Annotated in this window: 14 protein-coding genes; 11 read left to right on the top strand and 3 right to left on the bottom strand. The window is 71.1% G+C overall.

The features are described 5' to 3' along the window. The first annotated feature begins 259 nt into the window (after positions 1 to 259). From leuS to holA, 8 genes are all read left to right on the top strand, one after another. Positions 260 to 3,130, top strand: a complete 2,871-nt coding sequence (gene leuS / locus J8M51_RS03420; RefSeq protein WP_086758306.1) for a leucine--tRNA ligase — start codon at positions 260 to 262, stop codon at positions 3,128 to 3,130. Between the two features lie 221 nt (positions 3,131 to 3,351). Continuing rightward, positions 3,352 to 4,137 carry a hypothetical protein gene (locus J8M51_RS03415; protein WP_086758305.1) on the top strand — a complete coding sequence of 262 codons (786 nt, stop codon included), beginning with the start codon at positions 3,352 to 3,354 and terminating at the stop codon, positions 4,135 to 4,137. Positions 4,138 to 4,236: 99 nt separating this feature from the next. Next, the gene (locus tag J8M51_RS03410; protein WP_216588087.1) at positions 4,237 to 5,082 is read left to right on the top strand and encodes a DegV family protein; all 846 of its coding nucleotides are present in this window, start codon (positions 4,237 to 4,239) and stop codon (positions 5,080 to 5,082) included. Between the two features lie 103 nt (positions 5,083 to 5,185). Then, positions 5,186 to 6,301 (top strand): ComEA family DNA-binding protein, encoded by a 1,116-nt coding sequence (locus J8M51_RS03405; protein WP_267298954.1) that lies wholly within the window; start codon positions 5,186 to 5,188, stop codon positions 6,299 to 6,301. Positions 6,302 to 6,396: 95 nt separating this feature from the next. Continuing rightward, the gene (locus tag J8M51_RS03400; protein WP_086762332.1) at positions 6,397 to 8,883 is read left to right on the top strand and encodes a ComEC/Rec2 family competence protein; all 2,487 of its coding nucleotides are present in this window, start codon (positions 6,397 to 6,399) and stop codon (positions 8,881 to 8,883) included. A 4-nt stretch (positions 8,884 to 8,887) separates the two neighbouring features. Continuing rightward, on the top strand, positions 8,888 to 9,706 hold the full coding sequence (locus J8M51_RS03395; protein WP_267298953.1) for an arylamine N-acetyltransferase family protein: 819 nt from the start codon (positions 8,888 to 8,890) through the stop codon (positions 9,704 to 9,706). A 90-nt stretch (positions 9,707 to 9,796) separates the two neighbouring features. Then, complete coding sequence (locus tag J8M51_RS03390; protein WP_216591256.1) at positions 9,797 to 10,042, top strand: hypothetical protein; 246 nt, start codon at positions 9,797 to 9,799, stop codon at positions 10,040 to 10,042. A gap of 144 nt (positions 10,043 to 10,186) precedes the next feature. Further along, entirely contained in the window at positions 10,187 to 11,173 is a 987-nt protein-coding gene (holA, locus tag J8M51_RS03385) for a DNA polymerase III subunit delta (protein WP_216591255.1), read from the top strand. A gap of 300 nt (positions 11,174 to 11,473) precedes the next feature. Here holA and rpsT read toward each other — a convergent pair whose 3' ends face one another. Further along, complete coding sequence (rpsT, locus tag J8M51_RS03380) at positions 11,474 to 11,740, bottom strand: 30S ribosomal protein S20 (protein ID WP_033525839.1); 267 nt, start codon at positions 11,738 to 11,740, stop codon at positions 11,474 to 11,476. Between the two features lie 275 nt (positions 11,741 to 12,015). Between rpsT and lepA the strand changes: the two genes are divergently transcribed. After that, positions 12,016 to 13,884 carry a translation elongation factor 4 gene (gene lepA / locus J8M51_RS03375; protein WP_086756871.1) on the top strand — a complete coding sequence of 623 codons (1,869 nt, stop codon included), beginning with the start codon at positions 12,016 to 12,018 and terminating at the stop codon, positions 13,882 to 13,884. A 244-nt stretch (positions 13,885 to 14,128) separates the two neighbouring features. Continuing rightward, positions 14,129 to 16,006, top strand: coding sequence for an AMP-dependent synthetase/ligase (locus J8M51_RS03370; RefSeq protein WP_179203158.1), 1,878 nt, complete (start codon positions 14,129 to 14,131; stop codon positions 16,004 to 16,006). A gap of 76 nt (positions 16,007 to 16,082) precedes the next feature. Here J8M51_RS03370 and J8M51_RS03365 read toward each other — a convergent pair whose 3' ends face one another. Then, the gene (locus tag J8M51_RS03365) at positions 16,083 to 16,655 is read right to left on the bottom strand and encodes a response regulator (protein ID WP_086756875.1); all 573 of its coding nucleotides are present in this window, start codon (positions 16,653 to 16,655) and stop codon (positions 16,083 to 16,085) included. Further along, entirely contained in the window at positions 16,652 to 20,698 is a 4,047-nt protein-coding gene (locus J8M51_RS03360) for a HAMP domain-containing protein (protein ID WP_086756877.1), read from the bottom strand. The genes J8M51_RS03365 and J8M51_RS03360 overlap by 4 nt, the downstream gene beginning before the upstream one ends. A 242-nt stretch (positions 20,699 to 20,940) precedes the next feature. Here J8M51_RS03360 and J8M51_RS03355 point away from each other — a divergent pair, with 242 nt between their 5' ends. Further along, positions 20,941 to 23,223 (top strand): ATP-binding SpoIIE family protein phosphatase, encoded by a 2,283-nt coding sequence (locus tag J8M51_RS03355; protein WP_267298952.1) that lies wholly within the window; start codon positions 20,941 to 20,943, stop codon positions 23,221 to 23,223. Positions 23,224 to 23,239 lie beyond the last annotated feature (16 nt).

Here is a 23,239-nt window from a genome sequence, read left to right as displayed (position 1 = left end):
GAATAAGGTTCAACTTTTTTGGCCGGATCCCGTGGCTGACACGCCGCTGGTCTGTGTCCATCGGGGCTGCGGTACCCTGAGCCCATGCGTGCCGTACGCCTTCTGCTTAGCGAGCCGCGCTGATCAGTCCCGACCGCCGGTGAACGGCGTGGTCGGCATCAGCGCGGCGTCCCCTCCTGTGCGAGGGGATTTTTCGTTTCCCGGACGAACCTGGACGAACAGCCCGCTGGCAGAGACGATCGATGGAGCCTTGAGGATCATGAGCGAGACGAACCCCGCTGTCACAGGTGCGGCGGTGGATGCCGCGCCACACCGCTACACGGCCGCCGTCGCGGCCGAGATCGAGGCACGCTGGCAGGACTTCTGGGACGCCGAGGGCACCTACGCCGCGCCGAACCCGAGCGGCGACCTGGCGGGCGACCCCGAGCTGGCCGCCAGGCCCAAGAAGTTCATCATGGACATGTTCCCGTACCCGTCCGGTGCGGGCCTGCACGTCGGCCACCCCCTGGGCTACATCGCCACCGATGTCTCCGCCCGCTTCCAGCGGATGACCGGCCACAACGTCCTGCACACCCTGGGCTTCGACGCCTTCGGCCTGCCTGCCGAGCAGCACGCCGTGCAGACCGGTGAGCACCCCCGGATCACCACCGAAGCCGCCATCACCAACATGAAGTCCCAGCTGCGCCGGCTGGGCCTGGGCCACGACAAGCGCCGGTCGTTCGCCACGATCGACCCGGACTACTACAAGTGGACCCAGTGGATCTTCCTGCAGATCTTCAACTCCTGGTACGACGACGAGGCGGACAAGGCCCGCCCCATCGCCGAACTGGTCGCCCAGTTCGAGGCCGGGGAGCGCGCACTGCCCGGCGGCTCCTGGAGCGCGCTGAGCGCCGGTGAACGCGCCGACGTCCTGGGCGAGTACCGCCTGGCCTACGCCTCCGACGCACCGGTCAACTGGTGCCCCGGTCTGGGCACCGTCCTGGCCAACGAGGAGGTCACCGCCGACGGCCGCTCCGAGCGCGGCAACTTCCCCGTCTTCAAGGCCAAGCTGCGCCAGTGGAACATGCGCATCACCGCCTACGCCGACCGGCTGCTGGACGACCTGAACGAGCTGGACTGGCCCGAGGCCATCAAGCTGCAGCAGCGCAACTGGATCGGCCGCTCCGAGGGCGCCCGCGTCGACTTCCCCGTCGACGGCGAGCACATCACGGTCTTCACCACCCGCCCCGACACCCTGTTCGGCGCGAGCTACATGGTGCTGGCCCCCGAGCACCCCCTGGTCGACAAGTTCACCCCGGACGCCTGGCCCGAGGGCACCCACGACGTGTGGACCGGCGGGCACCCGACCCCGGCCGGCGCCGTCGCCGCCTACCGCGCGCAGGCCGCCTCGAAGTCCGACGTCGAGCGGCAGGCCGAGGCCAAGGACAAGACCGGCGTCTTCATCGGCTCGTACGCGACCAACCCGGTCAACGGCGAGCGGGTCCCCGTCTTCATCGCCGACTACGTCCTGATGGGCTACGGCACCGGCGCGATCATGGCCGTACCCTGCGGCGACCAGCGCGACTTCGAGTTCGCGCGCGCCTTCGAACTGCCGATCCACTGCATCGTCGAACCCACCGACGGCCGCGGCACGGACACCTCCACCTGGGAGGACGCCTTCGGCTCGTACGACGCGAAGATCATCAACTCCACCGCCGACGGCGTCTCCCTGGACGGCCTGGGCGTCGTCGAGGCCAAGGCACGCATCACCGAGTGGCTGGAGCGCTCCGGTTCCGGTCGGGGCACGGTCAACTTCCGGCTGCGGGACTGGCTGTTCAGCCGCCAGCGCTACTGGGGCGAGCCCTTCCCGATCGTCTACGACGAGGACGGCGTCGCCCACTCGCTGCCCGAGTCGATGCTGCCGCTGGAACTGCCCGAGGTCGAGGACTACTCGCCGCGCACCTTCGACCCGGACGACGCCGACACCCGCCCCGAGACACCGCTGTCGCGCAACGAGGACTGGGTGAACGTCACCCTGGACCTGGGCGACGGCCCCAAGCGCTACCGGCGCGAGACCAACACCATGCCCAACTGGGCCGGCTCCTGCTGGTACGAACTGCGCTACCTGGACCCGCACAACTCCGAGAAGCTGGTCGACCCGGAGATCGAGCGGTACTGGATGGGCCCGAGCGCGGAGCAGCCGCACGGCGGTGTCGACCTGTACGTCGGCGGCGCCGAGCACGCCGTGCTGCACCTGCTGTACGCGCGCTTCTGGTCCAAGGTCCTGTTCGACCTGGGACACGTCTCCTCGGCCGAGCCGTTCCACAAGCTGTTCAACCAGGGCATGATCCAGGCCTTCGTCTACCGCGACAGCCGTGGCTTCGCGGTGCCCGCCGCCGAGGTGGAGGAGCGCGACGGCGCCTACTACTACCAGGGCGAGAAGGTCAGCCGGCTGCTGGGCAAGATGGGCAAGTCCCTGAAGAACGCGGTCACTCCGGAGTCGATCTGCGAGGAGTACGGCGCCGACACGCTGCGCCTGTACGAGATGGCGATGGGACCGCTGGACGTCTCCCGGCCGTGGGACACGCGCGCGGTGGTGGGCCAGTTCCGGCTGCTGCAGCGGCTGTGGCGCAACGTCGTCGACGAGGCCACCGGCGCGGTCACGGTCGTCGACACCGAGCCCGGCGAGGACACCCTGCGGGCCCTGCACAAGGCCATCGACGGCGTCCGCCAGGACCTGGAGGGCATGCGGTTCAACACCGCGATCGCCAAGGTCACCGAGCTGAACAACCACCTGACCAAGGTGGGCGGCCCGGTGTCCCGGTCCGTCGCCGAGTCCCTGGTCCTGCTGGTCGCCCCGCTGGCCCCGCACATCGCCGAGGAACTGTGGCGCAAGCTGGGGCACACGGACTCCGTCGTGCACCGGGACTTCCCCGTCGCCGACCCCGCGTACGTCGTCGACGAGGCCGTCACCTGCGTCGTCCAGATCAAGGGCAAGGTCAAGGCCCGGCTGGAGGTGTCGCCGGCCATCTCCGACGAGGAGCTGGAGAAGGTGGCCCTGGGCGACGAGAAGGTGGTCGCTGCACTGGCGGGAGCGCCTATTCGCAAGGTGATCGTGCGGGCGCCGAAGCTGGTGAACATCGTCACGTGAGCCGAGGGGCTCGGTGGGGCGGCCCCGCCGGTGGCAGGGGGCGCCCACGGTGATGGCTGCCGGTAGTCGTCCGGCTGCTGTCGGGCAGCGGTTCGGGGTCGTCCCCTACGGGCAGGTTCCGGGTTCGGATGGAACTCGGGACCTGCCTGTTGCGTTTACCGTTGAAGAGCGCCGCAGCACATGCCGTGCCGGTCGGAGAAGGTTCGGAGAAGGAGCGCGTCGTGGAAGCCGTCATCGCAGTCGTCGCCCTGCTCTTCGTGCTGCTTGTGGTGCTGGGCGCGTACGCCACGGTGAAGGCGGTCGGCGCGGCCAAGCGCGGTGTGGACCGCACGATCACACAGGCCAAGCGGACCGTCGAGGACACCACCCTGCGCGCCAGGAGCCTGGCCCAGCCCGGCCCAGTGGGACAATTGGCCGATCTGCGACTGAAGTTGCGCACCTCGATGCGGGCCACCCAGGAGGCGTTGCAGGCGGGCGTGGGCGAGGACGAGTCCCTGAAGGAGTCCCTGACCCTCTTCGACCAGCTCAGCAAGCACGGCCGCGAGCTGGACGACGAACTGCGGCGCCTGGAGCCCGAGCCGGACCGGAGCAAGCTCGCCCAGCGGCTGCCCGCGCTGCGCGAGCGCACGGAGCGGATCATCAAGTCCGCCGACTCGCTGCGCTGGGCCGCACACGACCGGGCCCGCAAGTTCGCCGAGGACGACCTGGACACGCTCAGCGCACAGATAGACGTCGAAGCGGGCGCGCTGCGGCACTGGACGACGGAACCCGCCTCGGTCTGGCCGGAGGCGCCGAAGCCCGAGCCCACGGCCTCCGGCGGGCAGACCTGGCAGGAGACTTCCGGGGCCCGCGGCGCTGGGTCCGGCGGGGCCGAGTCCGGTGGTGCCGGATCCGGTGGCGGTGGGGCGCAGGGTGGCCAGGAGCCGCCCAGGCCCGCGATCACACCGCCGAGCGCGCGGCCGACCTACCCATGGCAGAAGAAGCCCCGCCCGGAGAGCACGACTTGAGCCGGACGACGCGCTCGTCCCGCTCGGTCCGCTCCGCCCGGCCCCAGGTGAGAGGGGGCGGGCTGCCGTCCTCGGGGCTCGGCGGGTAACCTCCAGCTCATGTCCCGCCATGTCGCGATCGTCACCGATTCAACGGCCTACCTGCCGCCGCCGGCGATGGAGCGTCACAGCATCACCGCCGTACCCCTGACCGTGGTCCTCGGCGGGGAGGCGCTCGACGAAGGCACCGAGATCTCGGCGCGCTCCCTCGCCCAGGCACTGCAGAAGCGACGGTCCGTCACCACCTCCCGCCCCAGCCCCGAACTGTTCGCGGAGACCTACCGCAGGGTCGCGGAGTCGGGCGCCACGGGCATCGTCTCCCTCCACCTCTCCGCCGAGTTCTCCGGCACGTACGACGCAGCCGCCCTCGCGGCCCGCGAGGCACCCGTGCCGGTGCGCGTCGTCGACACCGGCATGGTCGCGATGGCCCTCGGGTTCTGCGCCCTGGCCGCCGCCGAGTCCGCGGAGGCGGGCGGCACCGTGGACGAGGCCGTCACGGCCGCCGAGAAACGGGCCGCAGGGACCTCCGCGTTCTTCTACGTCGACACCCTGGACTATCTCCGCCGGGGCGGACGGATCGGCGCGGCACAGGCACTGTTCGGGTCCGCGCTCGCGGTCAAACCGCTGCTGCAGCTGGACGGCGGCCGTATCGAGATGCTGGAGAAGGTCCGTACGGCGTCCAGGGCCATCGCCCGCCTGGAGGAGATCGTCGCCGAGCGGGCGGGCGGCGCACCGGTCGACATCGCCGTCCATCACCTCGCCGCGCCCGAGCGGGCCGCGGCCCTCGCGGAGCGGCTGCGGGAGCGGGTGCCCGGGCTGGCCGACCTGCATGTGAGCGAGGTCGGGGCGGTCATCGGGGCGCATACGGGGCCCGGGTTGCTGGGGGCGGTCGTCTCGCCCCGGTGAGTCTGTCGCCCGTGGGGGTGACGGAGTTGTCCACAACCGGGTAGTAATCCACGGGAATTGAGCAAGATCATCGCGAGCGGCGGGATTGCCCGATCCTCGTCGCATGGCACTTCGATCACGTTCAGGATCACAGACACAGACACAGCCACGTCCACGGACGGCGACGGTCACCAGCGGGCCGGGGCGCGGTCCGTCCTCCGACGGGCGCGCTCGGCACCGCTCCCGGCAGCCGAGGGGCAGGTCCGGCCGCCGCCAGGCCGCGGCGGAGACGCTTCGCCTGCGCGCGGAGGCGCTGTTCCCGGAAAGGGCCGGGGAGCCACGGGAGTTGGGGCACGGGCCGCCCGAGCCGCCCGGGGCGCGCAGGGGGAGGTCGGCGGAGGCCGGGGACGGTGAGGTCGACCGCGTCGGTGAGGCCGGTGAGGTGGGCGAGGCCGGCGCTTGTGAGGTGGGCGAGGCTCGGGTGGAGCGGGCTGGAGGCTCCGGTGCTTCCGTCGGCGAGCGGGGGGCCTGGCGGGAGCGGGTGGGGCCGGCCGTGCGGGAGCGGCTGCCGCTGTGGTTGCAGGTGCGGTGCGGCATCGAGCGCAAGAGCGTGGTCGCGCTGAGCGTGGTGCTGGTCGTCGCGGCGGTGTTCGCGGCACAGCACTTCTGGGCGGGCCGGACCCAGCCGGTGAGCGCGCCCGAGGTGGTGCGCGTGGGAGCTCCGGACGGCTCGGCGGCCGGGGCGGGCACCCCGGCCGGGGCGGTCGCTTCCACCGCCGGGCCCGCCATCGTCGTGGACGTCGGCGGGAAGGTGCGCCGGCCGGGGATCCAGCGCTTGCCGGCCGGTTCCCGGGTGGCCGACGCGTTGCGCGCGGCGGGCGGGGTGCGGCCGGGGGCGAACACCGACGGACTCAACCGCGCCCGGCTCCTCGTGGACGGCGAACAGGTCCTGGTCGGGAGCCCGGCACCGGTCTCCGCACCGGGGGCGATGCCCGGACCGGGCGGCGGGGCCGGTACCGGCGGAGCCGCCGCCGGGGCGGCCCCGGCGGCTCCCGTCTCGCTCAACACGGCCACCCCCGACCAGCTGGACACCCTGCCCGGTGTCGGCCCCGTTCTCGCCCAGCACATCATCGACTACCGCACCCAGCACGGCGGCTTCCGCTCGGTCGACGAACTGCGCGAGGTGAACGGCATCGGCGACCGACGCTTCGCCGACCTGCGGAATCTCGTACGGCCATGAGGACGACCGAGGAGGAGACATCGCGGGCGGTGGCCGGTGCGCGGGGTGCTCCCGCGCGGGGTGCTCCCGCGAGGGCCACGCCGTCCCGGGCCGCCGTGCACGCGGCCTCCGGTACCCGGCTCGGCGACCCGTACCCCCGGCAGGAGGGGCCGACGGATCTGCGTCTCGTGCCTCCGGCGCTGGCCGCGTGGGGGACGGCGGCGCTGACGGTCCACGCCTCGCCCGGGTGGGTCATGGGTGTGGTCCTGGTCTGCCTGGTCGTCGGCCTGGCCCTGCTCGTCCCCGGGCAGGGGCATGGGCATGGGCATGGGCGGGTGTGGGCGCGGGTGCGCGGACGGGGGCGGACGCGGGTGCCCGTCGCGGCCGTCCTGCTGTGTGCCGGCGCGGCCGCGGCCTCCGCCGGACTGCATGGGGCGGATCTGCGGCGAGGCCCGGTGCCCGCCCTGGCCGAGCGGTACACCCGGGTGACCGCGGAGGCCGAGCTGACCTCCGACCCACGGCTCACCCGCCCCCGGATCCAGGGCAACCACGCGGCACCTACCGCCGTGCTCCTCCAGGCCGAGGTACGGCGGGTGCGGAGCCTGGACGGGACGGCCGTGGACACCCGGACACCGGTACTGGTCATCGTCGACGTGGAGGGACGGGCCGCGCGGGCGGCCTGGCTCTCGCTGCTGCCGTCCACCCGGGTGCGGGTGACGGCGCAGGCCGTGCCCGCGATGGTCGGGGGAGACCGGGTGGCGGCCGCGCTGCGGGTGCGCGGCGGCGGGGCGCCGGTGGTCGTGGAGGAGCCGAGCACGGTGCAGCGGTTCGCGGGGCGGTTACGGGCCGGGCTGCGGGAGGCGACCGACGGGCTGGACGCCGACGCGCGGGCGTTGTTGCCGGGGTTCGTCGTCGGGGACACCTCACGGGTGCCGGCCGAGTTGGACGAGGCGTTCAAGGCGACCGACCTCACGCACCTGCTCGCCGTCAGCGGCGCCAACTTCACGATCCTGCTGGCGCTGTTCATCGGGCCCCCGGGGCTGGCACAGCGGGCCGAGCGACGAGGACTCGCGCCCCGGCTGGGGATTCCGCTGCGGGCGACGGCGCTGGCCGGCGGTGCGCTGACACTCGGTTTCGTGGTCGTGTGCCGGCCCGACCCGAGTGTGGTGCGGGCCGCGGCCTGCGGTTCGATCGCGCTGCTGGCCATCGCGACCGGGCGCCGCAGGTCGCTCGTCCCCGCGCTGGCGACGGCGGTGCTGCTGCTGGTGCTGTACGACCCGTGGCTGTCCCGCAGTTACGGCTTCCTGCTGTCCGTCCTCGCGACCGGAGCGCTGCTCACCCTCGCCCCGCGCTGGAGCGCCGCCCTCCAGCGGCGCCGGGTGCCACCGCGCCCGGCCGAGGCGCTGGCCGCGGCCGGGGCGGCGCAGGCGGTGTGCGCGCCGGTCGTCGCCGTGCTGTCGGCCAAGGTGAGCCTGGTGGCGGTGCCGTGCAATCTGCTCGCCGAGTTCGCGGTGGCCCCGGCCACGGTGCTGGGGTTCGCCACACTGGCGACGGCCCCGGTGGCGATGCCCGTGGCCGAGTGCCTCGCCTGGTGCGCGAGCTGGCCCGCCGGCTGGATCGCGGACATCGCCCGCACCGGGGCGTCGCTGCCCGGCGCGGGAGTGGACTGGCCGGGCAGCTGGACCGGCGCGCTGCTGCTGCTCCTGGTCACCGTGGTCGTCGTCCTCGTCGGGCGGCGGCTGCTGAGCCACCCCTGGCTGGTGGGGGCGTCACTGGTGGCGTTCGCGCTGGTCGTGGTGCAGCCGCCGCCGCTGACCAGGGTGATCACGGGGTGGCCGCCGCCCGGCTGGCGCTTCGTGATGTGCGACGTGGGACAGGGGGACGCGACCGTCCTCGCGGCGGGCGACGGTGCCGGGGTGGTCGTGGACGCCGGGCCCGATCCGGTGCTGGTCGACCGCTGTCTGACCTCGCTCGGCATCACCAGTGTCCCGCTCGTCGTCCTCACCCACTTCCACGCCGACCATGTCATGGGGTTGCCGGGCGTGCTGCGGGGGCGTTCGGTGGGGGCGATCGCGGCGACGGGATTCGAGGAACCCGCGGACCAGGCCGCGTTCGTGCGCAGGGAGGCGGAGGCCCGGCGGATCCCGCTGACGCGGGCCGTGGCCGGGGAGGAGCGGCGCACGGGAAGCCTGACCTGGCGGGTGCTGTGGCCGCCGGGCGACGCCGTCGCGCCGGACGGACCGAACGACGCCAGCGTGACCATGCTGGTCCGCTCCGCCGGGCTGACCCTGCTGCTCCTGGGCGATCTGGAACCACCCGGCCAGCGGGAACTGGCGAGATCCCCGGAGGCGGCGGCCCTGGGAGCCGTGGACGTGGTGAAGGTCGCCCACCATGGTTCGGCCTACCAGGATCCGGGGCTGATACGGACGATGACTCCACAGCTGGCCCTCATCTCGGTCGGCGCGGACAACCCGTACGGCCACCCGGCCCCCAGTACGGTCGCGGCGCTGCGGGCCGGAGGTGCCACGGTGCTGCGTACGGACGAGGACGGCGCGATCGCCGTCGCGGGTACGGCGAAGGGACTGCTCGTGGCGAGAGACTGAGGGCATGGAAACCGCGGAGCTTGACGCCTACCTTCGCCGTCTCGGAGCCGAGCAGCCGGCCTGGCCCACTGTCGACGTGCTGCGTGATCTGCACCTGCGCCATCTGCGGGCGGTGCCGTTCGAGAACCTGTCGATCCATCTCGGAGAGCAGATCGTCCTGGAGGAGAAGCGGCTGCTGGACAAGGTGGTCGGAGAGCGCAGGGGAGGCTTCTGCTTCGAACTGAACGGGTTGTTCGGGGCGTTGCTCGCGGCACTCGGGTTCGATGTGACGCTGCTCGCGGCGCGGGTGTACGGGGAGGAGGGACGGCTGGGCATCCCGTACGACCATCTGGCGCTGAGGGTGCGGACGGTGGACGGGGGTGACTGGCTGGCCGATGTCGGGTTCGGGGCGAACAGCCACCATCCGCTGGAGTTCGGGGACCGGGGGGAGCAGGTGGATCCGGGCGGGGTGTTCCGGGTGGTCCAGGCGGACCGGGAGAGCGGAGGGAGGGAGTTCGGGGATCTGGACGTGCTCCGGGACGGCAGGCCCCAGTACCGGCTGGAGGTGCGGCCGAGGGTGCTCGGGGACTTCGTGGCCGGGGCCTGGTGGCACAGCACCTCACCGGCCTCGCATTTCACCCAGTCCCTCGTCTGTTCCCGGGTCACCGGGGACGGCGGCCGCGTCACCCTCAGCGGGCGCACGCTGACGGTCACCTCGGCGGAGGACGACCGGGAGGTGACCGAGCTGTCGACGGACGGGGAGGTGCTGACGGCGTACCGGGAGTGGTTCGGGATGGAGCTGGCGCGGGTGCCGGAGGTGGGGGCGGGGCGCGGGGGGAGTTGAGGGGTGGGGAGGGCGGGGGAGGGCGGGGGAGGGGGGAGGGGGAGGAGGGGGAGGCCCCCCGTACGGGTAGGCGTGGTCGAAGATGGGGGCGTGAGTGATGTGAGACATGTGCTGGTGCTGCCCGATCGTGACGCGGCCGAGGAGGCATTGGAGGCGCTCGGGGAGCGGTTCGGGCTGGATGAGGAGCCGCAGTTGGTGCGGGACGCGCTGGCGGGGGAGGACGACGCCGAGGACGCGCAGTGGCTGCTGGTGCTGCGGGACGAGCGGGGGCGGCTCGATCCGGTGGCGTTGGACGAGTTCGCGGGGGAGTGGGAGGGGTGGCGGGAGGAGCCGTAGCGCTCCGCTGGGGAAGGCCGGGTGACTGACAGGCCGCTCGTCGGGTGCGGGTCTTCGGGGGTTGCTCGCGCGGTTCCCCGCGCCCCTGGTGGGGCGCGGTCGCCGCGGGGTGGGTTGTCGGTGGGGCGTGGGATGCTGTCCCGGATGGCCAAGAAGACTGTGAATGACGATCCTCTCGCCCCCGTGACGCTGGCCGTGGGGCAGGAGGAGCTGCTGCTCGACCGGGCCGTGCGGGTGGTGGTGGCCGCGGCGCGGGCCGCCGACGCCGACACGGATGTGCGGGACCTGGCCTCGGACCAGCTGCAGCCCGGCACGCTCGCCGAGCTGACGAGTCCGTCGCTCTTCGCGGAGCGCAAGGTCGTGGTCGTACGCAACGCGCATGATCTGTCGGCCGACACGGTCAAGGACGTGAAGGCGTATCTGGGGGCTCCCGCCGAGGAGATCACCCTGGTGCTGCTGCACGCGGGCGGTGCCAAGGGGAAGGCGCTGCTGGACGCCGCGCGCAAGGTGGGGGCGCGGGAGGTGGCGTGTCCCAAGATGACGAAGCCGGCGGATCGGCTGGCGTTCGTGCGGGGCGAGTTCCGGACGCTGGGGCGGTCCGCGACGCCCGAGGCGTGCCAGGTGCTGGTCGACGCGATCGGGAGTGATCTGCGGGAGCTGGCGTCCGCGGCGTCGCAGCTGGTCGCGGATGTCGAGGGGACGATCGACGAGGCCGTGGTCGGGCGGTACTACACCGGGCGGGCCGAGGCGTCCAGCTTCGAGGTGGCCGATCGGGCCGTCGAGGGGCGGGCGGCGGAGGCGTTGGAGGCGCTGCGGTGGTCGCTTGCGACCGGGGTGGCGCCGGTGTTGATCACCAGTGCGCTGGCCCAGGGGGTGCGGGCGATCGGGAAGCTGTCGTCGGCGCGGGGCGGGCGGCCGGGGGATCTCGCGCGGGAGCTGGGGATGCCGCCGTGGAAGATCGACCGGGTGCGGCAGCAGATGCGGGGGTGGACGCCGGACGGGGTGGCGGTCGCCCTGCGGGCGGTGGCCGAGGCGGACGCGGGGGTGAAGGGCGGGGGCGATGATCCCGAGTACGCGCTTGAGAAGGCGGTCGTGACGATCGCGCGGGCGGCCCGGTCCCGGCGGGGCTGAGGGTTCGGGTGCTGCCCCCTTCGGTCCCGAGGTTCGAGGGGGTGCGGTGTCGGGTGCGGGTTCGGTGGGGCTTCTCGCGCAGTTCCCCGCGCCCCTGGGGGCGGCTCTTCCCGCCCGCACTCCCAACGCCGAAACCCCGGCGTCCGCCCTGGGGAAGGGGGAAACCGGGGTTCTGGATTGAGAGGTGGACCCATACCCGCGTGGCGAACGCAGGCCGCGTACGGGTCCGGGGTGCCGGGTGGGAGCGGATGAGAGAGGGCCCGCTCTGGGTCCAGCCGGCGATCAGATCACAGGTGCAGCTCAGCCCTTGAGGGAAGCGACCTTGGAAGCAAGCGCCGACTTCTTGTTGGCGGCCTGGTTCTTGTGGATGACGCCCTTCGAGACGGCCTTGTCGAGCTGACGCGCGGCAGCGCGCTGGTACTCGGTGGCCTTCTCGACGTCACCCGCGGCAGCGGCCTCGCGGGCCTTGCGGATGGCGGTCTTGAGCGACGACTTGACGGCCTTGTTGCGAAGGCGCGCCTTCTCGTTGGTCTTGTTCCGCTTGATCTGGGACTTGATGTTCGCCACGAATGAGCCTTTTCAGCTTCAGGTGATTTTCTTGGGTTGTGCCTCCTGCTGAGAGGGCATGAGACACAGCCGCCCACGCTACCAGCCGCCCATGGGTCGGCCCAAACCGGTCGCAGTTCCCCGCCCGTGGGACCATGGTGCCTACGTAGCAGAACGATCCACGTACCAATGGCCTACGTACCAATGGCCCTCGTACCACCGGACCACGTACCAGAACCGCCAGATCCGACCCGAGACCGCAGACGCTGCGGACACCTCAAGAATCAGGACCCTGCGTGCCCGCGATCCCCAGCCATGTGCCCGAGCCGAGCCGTACCGACCCGGCTCAGATCCGCAATTTCTGCATCATCGCGCACATCGACCACGGCAAGTCCACGCTCGCCGACCGGATGCTCCAGCTGACCGGCGTCGTCGACCAGCGGCAGATGCGTGCTCAGTACCTCGACCGCATGGACATCGAGCGTGAGCGCGGAATCACGATCAAGTCCCAGGCGGTGCGTCTGCCCTGGGCGCCGACCGACGATCCGGGCAACACGCACATCCTCAACATGATCGACACCCCGGGGCACGTCGACTTCACGTACGAGGTGTCACGATCGCTGGCGGCCTGTGAGGGGACCGTCCTCCTCGTCGACGCGGCCCAGGGCATCGAGGCGCAGACCCTCGCCAACCTGTACCTGGCGATGGAGAACGACCTCAAGATCATCCCCGTGCTGAACAAGATCGACCTGCCGGCCGCACAGCCGGAGAAGTTCAGCGAGGAGCTGGCCAACCTCATCGGGTGCGACCCCGAGGACGTGCTCAAGGTCTCCGCCAAGACCGGTCTGGGCGTCGAGGCGCTGCTGGACCGGGTCGTCGCCGACGTCCCGGCCCCGGTCGGCGTCCAGGACGCGCCGGCGCGGGCCATGATCTTCGACTCGGTGTACGACTCCTACCGCGGTGTCGTGACGTACGTGCGTGTCATCGACGGGCAGCTCAACAAGCGTGAGCGGATCCGCATGATGTCCACCGGCGCGACCCACGAGCTGCTGGAGATCGGTGTCTCGGCCCCGGAGATGAAGGCCGCCGACGGCCTCGGTGTCGGTGAGGTCGGCTATCTGATCACCGGTGTGAAGGACGTCCGTCAGTCCAAGGTCGGTGACACGATCACCACCCTGCACAAGGGCGCCACCGAGGCGCTCGGCGGTTACAAGGACCCGAAGCCGATGGTCTTCTCGGGTCTGTATCCGCTGGACGGCTCCGACTACCCCGAGCTGCGCGACGCCCTCGACAAGCTGCAGCTCAACGACGCCGCGCTGGTGTACGAGCCGGAGACCTCCGCCGCGCTCGGCTTCGGTTTCCGCGTCGGTTTCCTCGGTCTGCTGCACCTGGACGTGATCCGTGAGCGGCTGGAGCGCGAGTTCGGGCTCGATCTGATCGCCACCGCGCCGAACGTGGTCTATCGCGTCGTCATGGAGGACGGCGCGGAGCACACGGTCACCAACCCGAGCGAGTTCCCCGAGGGGAAGATCGACGCCGTGTACGAGCCTGTCGTACGCGCCACGATCCTCGCGCCCTCGGAGTTCATCGGCTCGATCATGGAGCTGTGCCAGACGCGGCGCGGCACCCTGCTCGGTATGGACTACCTCTCCGAGGACCGGGTCGAGATCCGCTACACGCTTCCGCTCGCGGAGATCGTCTTCGACTTCTTCGACCAGCTGAAGTCGAAGACGCGCGGCTATGCCTCCCTGGACTACGAGCCCACCGGCGAGCAGAGCTCCAGCCTGGTGAAGGTCGACATCCTGCTGCACGGCGACAAGGTGGACGCCTTCTCGGCCGTCACCCACAAGGACGCCGCCTACGCCTACGGTGTGCGGCTCGTCGCCAAGCTGCGTGAGCTGATCCCGCGGCAGGCCTTCGAGGTGCCCATCCAGGCGGCCATCGGGTCGCGGGTCATCGCCCGCGAGACCATCCGTGCCATCCGCAAGGACGTCCTCGCCAAGTGCTACGGCGGTGACATCTCCCGTAAGCGGAAGCTGCTGGAGAAGCAGAAGGAAGGCAAGAAGCGGATGAAGATGGTGGGCTCTGTGGAGGTTCCGCAGGAGGCCTTCATCGCCGTCCTGTCCAGCGACGACAGCGCCGGTGGCGGCAAGGGCAAGAAGTAGCCACCGGTTACCCCGGGGAACTTGGGCCGGGCGTGGGCCCGTCGCGTGTCGTCGCGACGGGCCCACGTGTGTTCGTAGGGTCGTTCTCGGTGGAAAGTGACCTGCCGCCGCCTCTTACCAACGGGCGGACCGGGCTCTACCCTGATCACCACTCGATAGTTACTCGCGAGTTAAACAACAGCCGCTTTGAGCCAGCCGCGCAGTCCATGAGCCAGCCGCACTGTCGCGTGCCCCGGAGGATGTCGTGAGCGACACACAGACCCTGATCGAGAACCGTCCGCCCTCGGTGGCGGCCCTCTTCCTGGAGCGCGTGGCGGCGACGCCCGACGGCGAGGCCTACCGCTACCCGGTGCCGCCGGCCTCCGGCGAGGGGCCCTCCGACTGGAAGTCGCTGAGCTGGGCGCAGTCGGCCGAGCGGGTGTACGCCGTCGCGGCCGGGCTGATCGAGCTGGGCGTGCAGCCTGAGCAGCGCGTCGCCCTCGCCTCGTCGACGCGTATCGAGTGGATCCTCGCCGACCTCGGCATCATGTGCGCCGGGGCCGCGACCACGACGGTCTATCCGCAGACCAACGCGGAGGAGTCCGCGTACATCCTCTCGGACTCCTCCAGCCGGGTCCTCATCGCCGAGGACGCGGCGCAGCTCGCGAAGGCCCGGGAGAAGAAGGCCGAGCTGCCCGAGCTGACGCATGTCGTCGTCATCGACACCGAGGGCGCGGACCTCTCCGAGGACTGGGTGCTCTCGCTGGCGGAGCTGGAGAAGCGCGGCGCCGCGTACCTGGAGAAGAAGCCCGACCTGATCAAGGAGAAGGTCGGCGCGATCACCAAGGACCAGCTGGCCACCCTCATCTACACCTCGGGCACCACCGGCCGCCCCAAGGGTGTCCGCCTTCCGCACGACAACTGGTCGTACATGGCGAAGGCGATCGCCGCGACCGGGCTGGTCAGCGCCGAGGACGTGCAGTACCTGTGGCTGCCGCTCGCGCACGTGTTCGGCAAGGTGCTCACCAGCGGTCAGATCGAGGTCGGGCACGTCACCGCGGTCGACGGCCGGATCGACAAGATCATCGAGAATCTGCCGGTCGTGCAGCCGACGTACATGGCGGCCGTGCCCCGCATCTTCGAGAAGGTCTACAACGGCGTCGTCGCCAAGGCCCGCGCGGGCGGCCCGGCCAAGTACAAGATCTTCCAGTGGGCGGCCGGGGTCTCCCGTGAGTACGCCAAGGCCAGCCAGGACAACTTCCGGCGCACCGGCACCGCCTCGGTGCCGTTCGCGCTGGGCGCGAAGCACAAGGTCGCCGACACGCTGGTGTACGCCAAGCTCCGCGAGGCGTTCGGCGGCCGGCTGCGGGCCTGTGTCTCCGGCTCGGTCGCGCTGGCGCCCGAGATCGGCTTCTTCTTCGCCGGCGCCGGCATCCACATCCTGGAGGGCTACGGCCTCACCGAGACCTCGGCGGCGTCCTTCGTGAACCCGGGCGAGGCGTACCGCACCGGTACGGTCGGCAAGCCGCTGCCCGGCTGTGAGGTGCGGATCGCGGACGACGGCGAGATCCTGCTGCGCGGTCCCGGTGTCATGGAGGGGTACCACGGGCTGCCGGAGAAGACGGCGGAGGTGCTGGAGGCCGACGGGTGGTTCCACACCGGGGACATCGGGGAGCTGTCGCCCGACGGGTATCTGCGGATCACCGACCGGAAGAAGGACCTGTTCAAGACCTCCGGCGGCAAGTACATCGCGCCGACCGAGATCGAGGGGCAGTTCAAGGCGCTGTGCCCCTTCACCTCCAACGTGATGGTGATCGGCGCGGACCGGAACTTCTGCACGGCCCTCATCGCGCTCGACGAGCTGTCCATCCAGGCGTGGGCCGCGGAGAACGGGCTGGCCGGGAAGTCGTACGAGGAGGTCATCTCGGCGCCGGCGACGGTGGAGATGGTCGAGGGGCATGTCAAGCAGCTCAACGAGGGGCTGCAGCGGTGGCAGACCATCAAGAAGTTCCGGCTGCTGCCGCGGGATCTCGATGTCGAGCACGGTGAGCTGACGCCGAGTCTGAAGTTGAAGCGGCCGGTGGTGGAGAAGGAGTACCAGCACCTCATCGACGAGATGTACGCGGGGGCTCGTGAGGCGTAGCGCGGTCTGAAGGGGGTGGCGGGGCTGGGCGGCGGCTGCGGGTTCGTTGTGGCTTGTCGCGCAGTTCCCCGCGCCCCTAAAGGGCGCGGTTGCTCTCCACCAAGGCTTGAAGGTCGCGTATCTGTATGCGCAGCTCGGTCAAGTCCGGTGTGGGTGTGGTCAGTTGTTTTTCCAGGGCGGCCAGGCGGGCGTTGACCTGTTCCGCGTGTTCCCGTTGGTTCGCCAGCAGGGTCTCCAGGGCGCGGGTCTTGCGGTGAAGGTCGAGGAAGACGCTGACCTTCGCCCGTAACACCCAGGGGTCGAAGGGCTTGGTGAGGTAGTCGGCGGCGCCGGTGGCGTAGCCGCGGAAGGCGTAGCCGGCGTCGGCGTCCGTGCCGGTGAGGAAGATGATCGGGACGTCCTTGGTCTGGTCGAGGCGCTTGATGTGGGCGGCGGTCTCGAAGCCGTCCATGCCGGGCATCCGGATGTCGAGGAGGACCACGGCGAAGCGCTGCCGGAGCAGCGCCTTCATCGCCTCCTCGCCCGAACGGGCGCGTACCAGCGGCTCGTTGAGGGATGCCAGGACGGCCTCCAGGGCGATCAGGTTGTCCTCCATGTCGTCGACGAGGAGGATGCCCGCGCTGTGGTCGGTCCGGTCCTGAGTGGTCATGGTGAGGGTGCCTCGTTCTCTTCGTTCTCCGCGGCCTCCGGGTCCAGGACCGCGCAGACGACCGTGAGCAGCTGGTCGACGTCCACCGGCTTCGGTACGTAGTCGTTGGCGCCGCGGACGATGGACTTCTCGCGGTCGCCGGGCATCGCCTTGGCGGTGAGGGCGACGATGGGCAGGCCCGCCCAGCGCGGGGTGCGGCGGATCGCGGAGATCGTCTCGTAGCCGTCCATCTCCGGCATCATGATGTCCATCAGGACGAGTTCGACGTCCGGGTTGCGCTCCAGGGTCTCGATGCCCTCGCGGCCGTTCTCCGCGTACAGGACGGGCATCCCGACACGGCCCAGTACATGGGTGAGCGCGAAGACGTTGCGGATGTCGTCGTCGACGATCAACACCCGGCGGCCGGGCAGCACTTGACCGGCGCGGCCCGCCTTCCACGCCTCCAGTTTGGTGGGCGCGGGCCAGGTGTCGTCGCTGTCGTGCGTGCCGCTGTCGTGGGCGGCCGGGTACGGCTCGGTGGTCAGCTGTTCGGGTACGAGGCTGCCGGGCTCCTCGGCGGCATGGCCGGTCACGCCGTGGCCGGGGCTGAAGACGGGCACGTACAGCGTGAAGGTGGAGCCCTTGCCCGGGACGCTCTCGGCGATGATCCGGCCGCCGAGCAGACCGGCGATCTCCCGGCTGATGGAGAGGCCGAGGCCGGTGCCGCCGTACTTGCGGTTGGTGGTGCCGTCGGCCTGCTGGAACGCCTCGAAGATCACCGGGAGTTTCTCGGCCGCGATACCGATCCCGGTGTCGGAGACCGCGAAGGCGATCACCTCGGCGGTCGCGGCATCGTGGTCCTCGCGGGTGAAGCGGTGGTCGGGGTCCTTGACGCGGGCGACGGTCAGCTCGACCCGGCCGGACGCGGTGAACTTGATCGCGTTGGACAGGAGGTTGCGCAGGATCTGCTGGAGGCGCTGCTCGTCGGAGTACATCTCGCGGGGTACGTCGTCGCCGACCGTGACGTCGAAGGCCAGGCCCCGGTCGAGGGTGAGCGGGCGGAACGTGGCGTGCACGTAGTCCAGCAGCTTGATGAGCGGGAGGCGCTTGGGGCGTACGTCCATCCGGCCGGCCTCGATCTTCGAGAGGTCGAGGATGTCGTTGATCAGCTGGAGGAGGTCGGAGCCGGAGCGGTGGATCGTGGTCGCGAACTGCACCTCCTGGTCGGTGAGATGGCCGTCCGGGTTGTCGGAGAGCAGCCGCGCCAGGATCAGCAGGGAGTTCAGCGGGGTGCGCAGCTCATGGGACATGTTCGCCAGGAACTCCGACTTGTACTGGGAGGAGGTGGCCAACAGAGCGGCCTTCTCCTCCAGTTCGGCGTTGGAGCGCTGCAACTCCGCCTGTTGCATCTGGAGTTCGTCGGAGCGCTCCTGGAGCTGCATGGCGAGGCGCTGGGACTCGCCGAGCAGGGACTCCGTGCGGGAGTTGGCGATGATGGTGTTGATGGCGACACCGATGGTGTTCACGAACTGGTCGAAGAACGCCAGGTGGACATCGGAGAAGCGGGAGAAGGAGGCCAGCTCGATCACCCCGAGGAGCTTGTCCTCGAAGAGGATCGGGATGATCACCACGCTGGACGGGGACGCTTCCCCCAGCCCACTGTTGATCTTGATGTAGTCCGGTGGGGCCTCCTCCACCAGGATCCGCTTCTTCTCCCGGGCCGCCTGCGCGACCAGACCGTGCACGGGCAGGCCGCCGGTCTCCACGGTCGCGCCCTGCGCCGCCCCGTAGCCCGCGATGAAGGCCAGTCCCTTGGTGGGCGCCACCGGGAGCGGGGATGCGCCGTCCTCGTCCGGGTCGGCCAGATAGAAGGCGCCGTACTGGGCGTTCACCAGCGGGGTCAGCTCGCGCAGGATCAGGTCGGCGACCTCCATCAGATCGCGGTGGCCCTGCATCAGGGCGGCGAGCCGGGCGAGGTTGGACTCCAGCCAGTCCTTCGCGCGGGTGGTCTCGCGGAGGTTGGCCACCATCAGGTTGATGTTGTCCTTCAGCTCGGCGACCTCGCCCTGCGTCTCCACCGTGATCGAGCGCGACATGTCTCCCTGCGCCACGGCGGAGGCGACCTCGGCGATCGCGCGGACCTGGGTGGTCAGGTTCGACGCGAGTTCGTTCACGTTCGTCGTCAGCCGCTTCCAGGTGCCGTACACGCCCTCCACCCGTGCCTGGCCGCCGAGTTGGCCCTCGGAGCCGACCTCGCGGGCGACGCGGGTGACCTCGGAGGAGAAGGAGGAGAGGGTGTCGACCATGGTGTTGATGGCTGTCTTCAGCTCCAGGATCTCGCCGCGCGCGTCCACGTCGATCTTCTTGGAGAGGTCGCCGTTGGCCACCGCCGTGGTCACCTGGGCGATGTTCCTGACCTGTGAAGTCAGGTTGTCCGCCATGTAGTTGACGTTGTCGGTGAGGTCCCGCCACACACCCGACACGCCCAGCACCTGGGCCCGGCCGCCGAGCGCGCCGTCGGTGCCGACCTCGCGGGCCACCCTCGTCACCTCGTCGGCGAAGGCCCGCAACTGCTCCACCATCGTGTTGACGGTGTCCTTCAGTTCCAGGATCTCGCCGCGCGCGTCGACGGTGATCTTCTTGGAGAGGTCGCCGTTGGCGACGGCGGTGGTGACCTGGGCGATGTTGCGGACCTGTGAAGTCAGGTTCAGGGCCATGAAGTTGACGTTGTCGGTGAGGTCCTTCCAGACGCCGGAGACGCCGCGTACCTGCGCCTGGCCGCCGAGGTTGCCTTCGGTGCCGACCTCGCGGGCGACGCGGGTGACCTCGTCGGCGAAGGCGGAGAGCTGGTCGACCATCGTGTTGATCGTCGACTTGAGTTCGAGGATCTCGCCCTTCGCCTCGACCGTGATCTTCTTGCCGAGGTCGCCCTGGGCGACGGCCGTCGACACGAGGGCGATGTTCCTGACCTGTGAAGTCAGGTTGTCCGCCATGAAGTTGACGTTGTCGGTGAGGTCTTTCCAGACGCCGGAGACGCCGCGCACCTGGGCCCGGCCGCCGAGGTTGCCTTCGGTGCCGACCTCGCGGGCGACGCGGGTGACCTCGTCGGCGAAGGCGGAGAGCTGGTCGACCATCGTGTTGATCGTCGACTTCAGCTCCAGGATCTCGCCCTGCGCGTCGACCATGATCTTCTGTGAGAGGTCGCCGTTCGCCACGGCCGTCGTCACCTGGGCGATGTTGCGGACCTGCGAAGTCAGGTTGGACGCCATGAAGTTGACGTTGTCGGTGAGGTCCTTCCACACCCCGGAGACGCCCCGGACCTGGGCCCGGCCGCCGAGCTGCCCTTCGGTGCCGACCTCGCGGGCGACGCGGGTGACCTCGTCGGCGAACGCGGACAGCTGATCGACCATCGTGTTCACGGTGAGCTTCAGTTCGAGCAACTCACCGGTCGCCTCGACCGTCACCGTACGGGTGAGGTCGCCGCGCGCCACCGACGTCGTCACCAGGGCGATGTCCCGCACCTGCGCGGTCAGTCGGGCGGCCATGGTGTTGACCGCCTCCGTCACGTCCCGCCAACTCCCGGACAGGCCACGGACCTTGGCCCGGCCGCCGAGGCGCCCCTCGGTGCCGACCTCGCGGGCCACCCGGGTCACCTCACCCGTGAACAGCGACAACTGGTCGACCATCTTGTTCACGGCGCGGCCCAACCGCCGGAGATCGCCCCGGAGTTGACGGTTGCCGTCGTGCAGGTCGACGCGTTGGGTCAGGTCGCCGCCGGCCACCGCGTCCAGGACCCGGGTGGCGTTCGCGGCGGGGGCGACCAGGGCGTCGAGCGTCTGGTTGACGTCGTCGACACGGGTCGCCCAGGCGCCCTGGCCGGGGCTGGCCGAGAGCCGCTCGTCCAGCCGGCCGTGCCGGACCAACTCCCGCCGTACGCGCTGCACTTCGCCGCCGAAGTGGGTGCTGCGGTCGATGATCTGGTTGAAGAGCGCGCACAGCTCCGCCACCGGTGCGGGGCCCGCCTCCGGGATCTTGGTGAAGCTTCCGTCGCGTGCGGCGGTCATGGCGGCGGTCAGCGCGCGGAGATCGGAGGCCCGGATCGACCCGTCCGCCCGGCTGTCGGCTCGGTTGTCCACCCGGCTGTCGGCTCGACTGTCCGATTGGCTGTTTTCGAGCACCCGCGTAGCACTGTTCTCACTCATGGTGGCCCACTTCGGTAACTCGGCGCTTATGGGCGGGGTCAGTCTGTCACTCTGTCCGTGCCGCCTGAGGCCTATTCGTCCGAACTTTCTCAGGGAGCCGCTCAGTGGGGGCCATTCCGACGCAACGGGACATCGTGTCCTGTGCTTCCGATACGCCGGCGCGCGTCGGGCCCGAAACCCTGTACGCCGCGCCGTCCGATCCATCATCCGCCGCGCCCGCGTACGCGGGCGTCGACCGGCGCGCGATGGCGCATCTGTCGCTGCCCGGGGGCCCGCTCGCGCCGGGAGCCGCCCGGCGCTTCGTCGGCGCCGCGCTCGCGGAGTGGGCGGAACTCGATCTGCCGGGAGCCGCCGCGCTGCCCGCCCGTCTCGTCGAGGACGCGCTCGTCGTGGTCAGCGAGCTGGTCACCAACGCGGTCGTCCACGCGGGCACGGACGTCGACCTCCTGTGCCGGCTCGGCCGCGACGACCCGACCGCCGCCGGGTGGCTGCTGGTGGAGGTCTCGGACCACCACCCCTCCCGTGCGGTGCGGGAGGAGGGCGCCGAACGCCCCTACCTCGTCGAACGGCCTTACGGGGACGCCGAGTACGGGCGCGGCCTGCGGCTCGTCGCCGCGCTCTCCGAGGCATGGGGGATCACCTACCGGACAGGCATGAAGACCGTGTGGGCGCGGCTGTCCGTGGACGGGGCGATGGCGATGGCGGTCGACGGTTCCCTGGCCGTGGAGGGCGCGTTCGAGGCGTACGGCGATGATGCGGCGGGGTCGGGGGAGGAGGGGCGCGAAGGGGGCGCGGACCATGACGGGGGCGGGGAAGCCGGTGCAGGCGAGGGGGACCGGGGCTGGGACGCGCGGGCGTACGCCGGTTGCGCCGGCTACGCCGGGGAGGCCGGCCCGGGGTCCGGCGTGAGCCCGGCGGACCGGATCGCCCTCGCGCCCCGGCGCACTGGGGAGCGCGACCGGGAGTGGTTGAACCGGGGCGCGCTCTCCTTCCTCGCCGAGGCGTCCGATCTGCTCGCCGGACAGCTGGACGAGGACCTGGTCGCCGCGCTCGCCGGGCAGCTGCTGGTGCCGAGGCTCGCCGACTGGTGCGCGGTGTGGCTGGAGGACGAGGGGCTCGGCTGGCGCGGCGGCGACGGCTCGTTCGGCCCGGCGCCTCGCCTCGCCCGCGTCTGGCACGGCAGCGAGAACCGCATCGAGGAACTCCGCCGGGCCCTGGAACAGGACCCGCCGAGACTGCCCGAGTCGGTGCGGTCGAGGGCGGTGCCGGTCCCCTGGCCGGGCGCCGGAACGGAGAGAGGGCCGGAGGGAGGGCCGGAGGGAGGGCCGGAGACCGATGCCACCGGGGAGGGTGGCGGGCCTGTGGATCGAACCGAGGCCGAGAGCGAGACCGACAGCGAGAGCGAAGGCAAGGCCGAAGACGAGGGCGGCGCCGCACTCGCCTACCGGCTGATCGCCGGCGGGCGGCCCCTCGGCACGCTCGTCATCGGCCGGGCCGGACTGCTCCGCTTCCCGGACGAGGTGACCGGGCTGGTCGAGGACCTCAGCCGGCGGATCGCGCTGTCCATCGGCGCGGCCCGCCAGTACGCCCGCCAGGCCACCATCAGCCGGGTCCTCCAGCGCGGACTGCTGCCGGGCGCGGTCGCCGAGATCCCCGGGGTGTCCAGCGCACTGGTGTACGAGCCGTGCGACAAGGGCGGACCCAGCGGCGACTTCTACGACCTCTTCCCGGCGGGCCGGGGCCGCTGGTGCTTCGCGATCGGCGACGTCCAGGGCAAGGGCCCCGAGGCGGCCGTGGTCATCGGCCTCGCCCGGCCCTGGCTGCGGCTGCTCGCCCGCGAGGGATACGGCGTGGCGGACGTGCTCGACCGCCTCAACCAGCTCCTCCTCGACGACGCCACCGAGGCCGCCGACGCCGCCGCCCGCGCCCTGGTCACGGCGGGCGACCCCGGCCTCGTCGACCCCGACGGCCCCCAGACCCGTTTCCTCTCCCTCCTCTACGGCGAACTCGTCCCCGTCCCCGGCGGCGTCCGCTGCACCCTCGCCTCCGCCGGGCACCCGCTGCCGCTGCTCCTGGGCCCCGACGGCGACGTACGGGCCGTGGCGGAGCCGCAGACGCTGCTCGGGGTGATCGAGGACACCGAGTACGTGTCCGAGACGTTCGAGCTGCGCTGCGGCGACACGCTGCTGTGTGTGACCGACGGGGTCACCGAGCGGCGCAGCGGTCCGCACATGTTCGACGACGGGGACGGCCTCGCCGTGGCGCTCTCCGGCTGCGCCGGCCTCGACGCCCAGCTGATCGCCGAACGCATCCGACGGCTCGTGCACGAGTTCGGGGAACGCCCGCCGGACGACGACCTGGCGCTGCTGGTGCTGCGGGCGGAGTAGCTGCGGGCGGAGTGGG

Origin of the sequence: Streptomyces griseiscabiei, from assembly GCF_020010925.1 — a bacterium.
GTDB classification, from domain to species: domain Bacteria; phylum Actinomycetota; class Actinomycetes; order Streptomycetales; family Streptomycetaceae; genus Streptomyces; species Streptomyces griseiscabiei.
The sequence above is the reverse complement of the archived record's forward strand: the minus strand, read 5'-3'. Positions and strand labels throughout refer to the sequence as shown.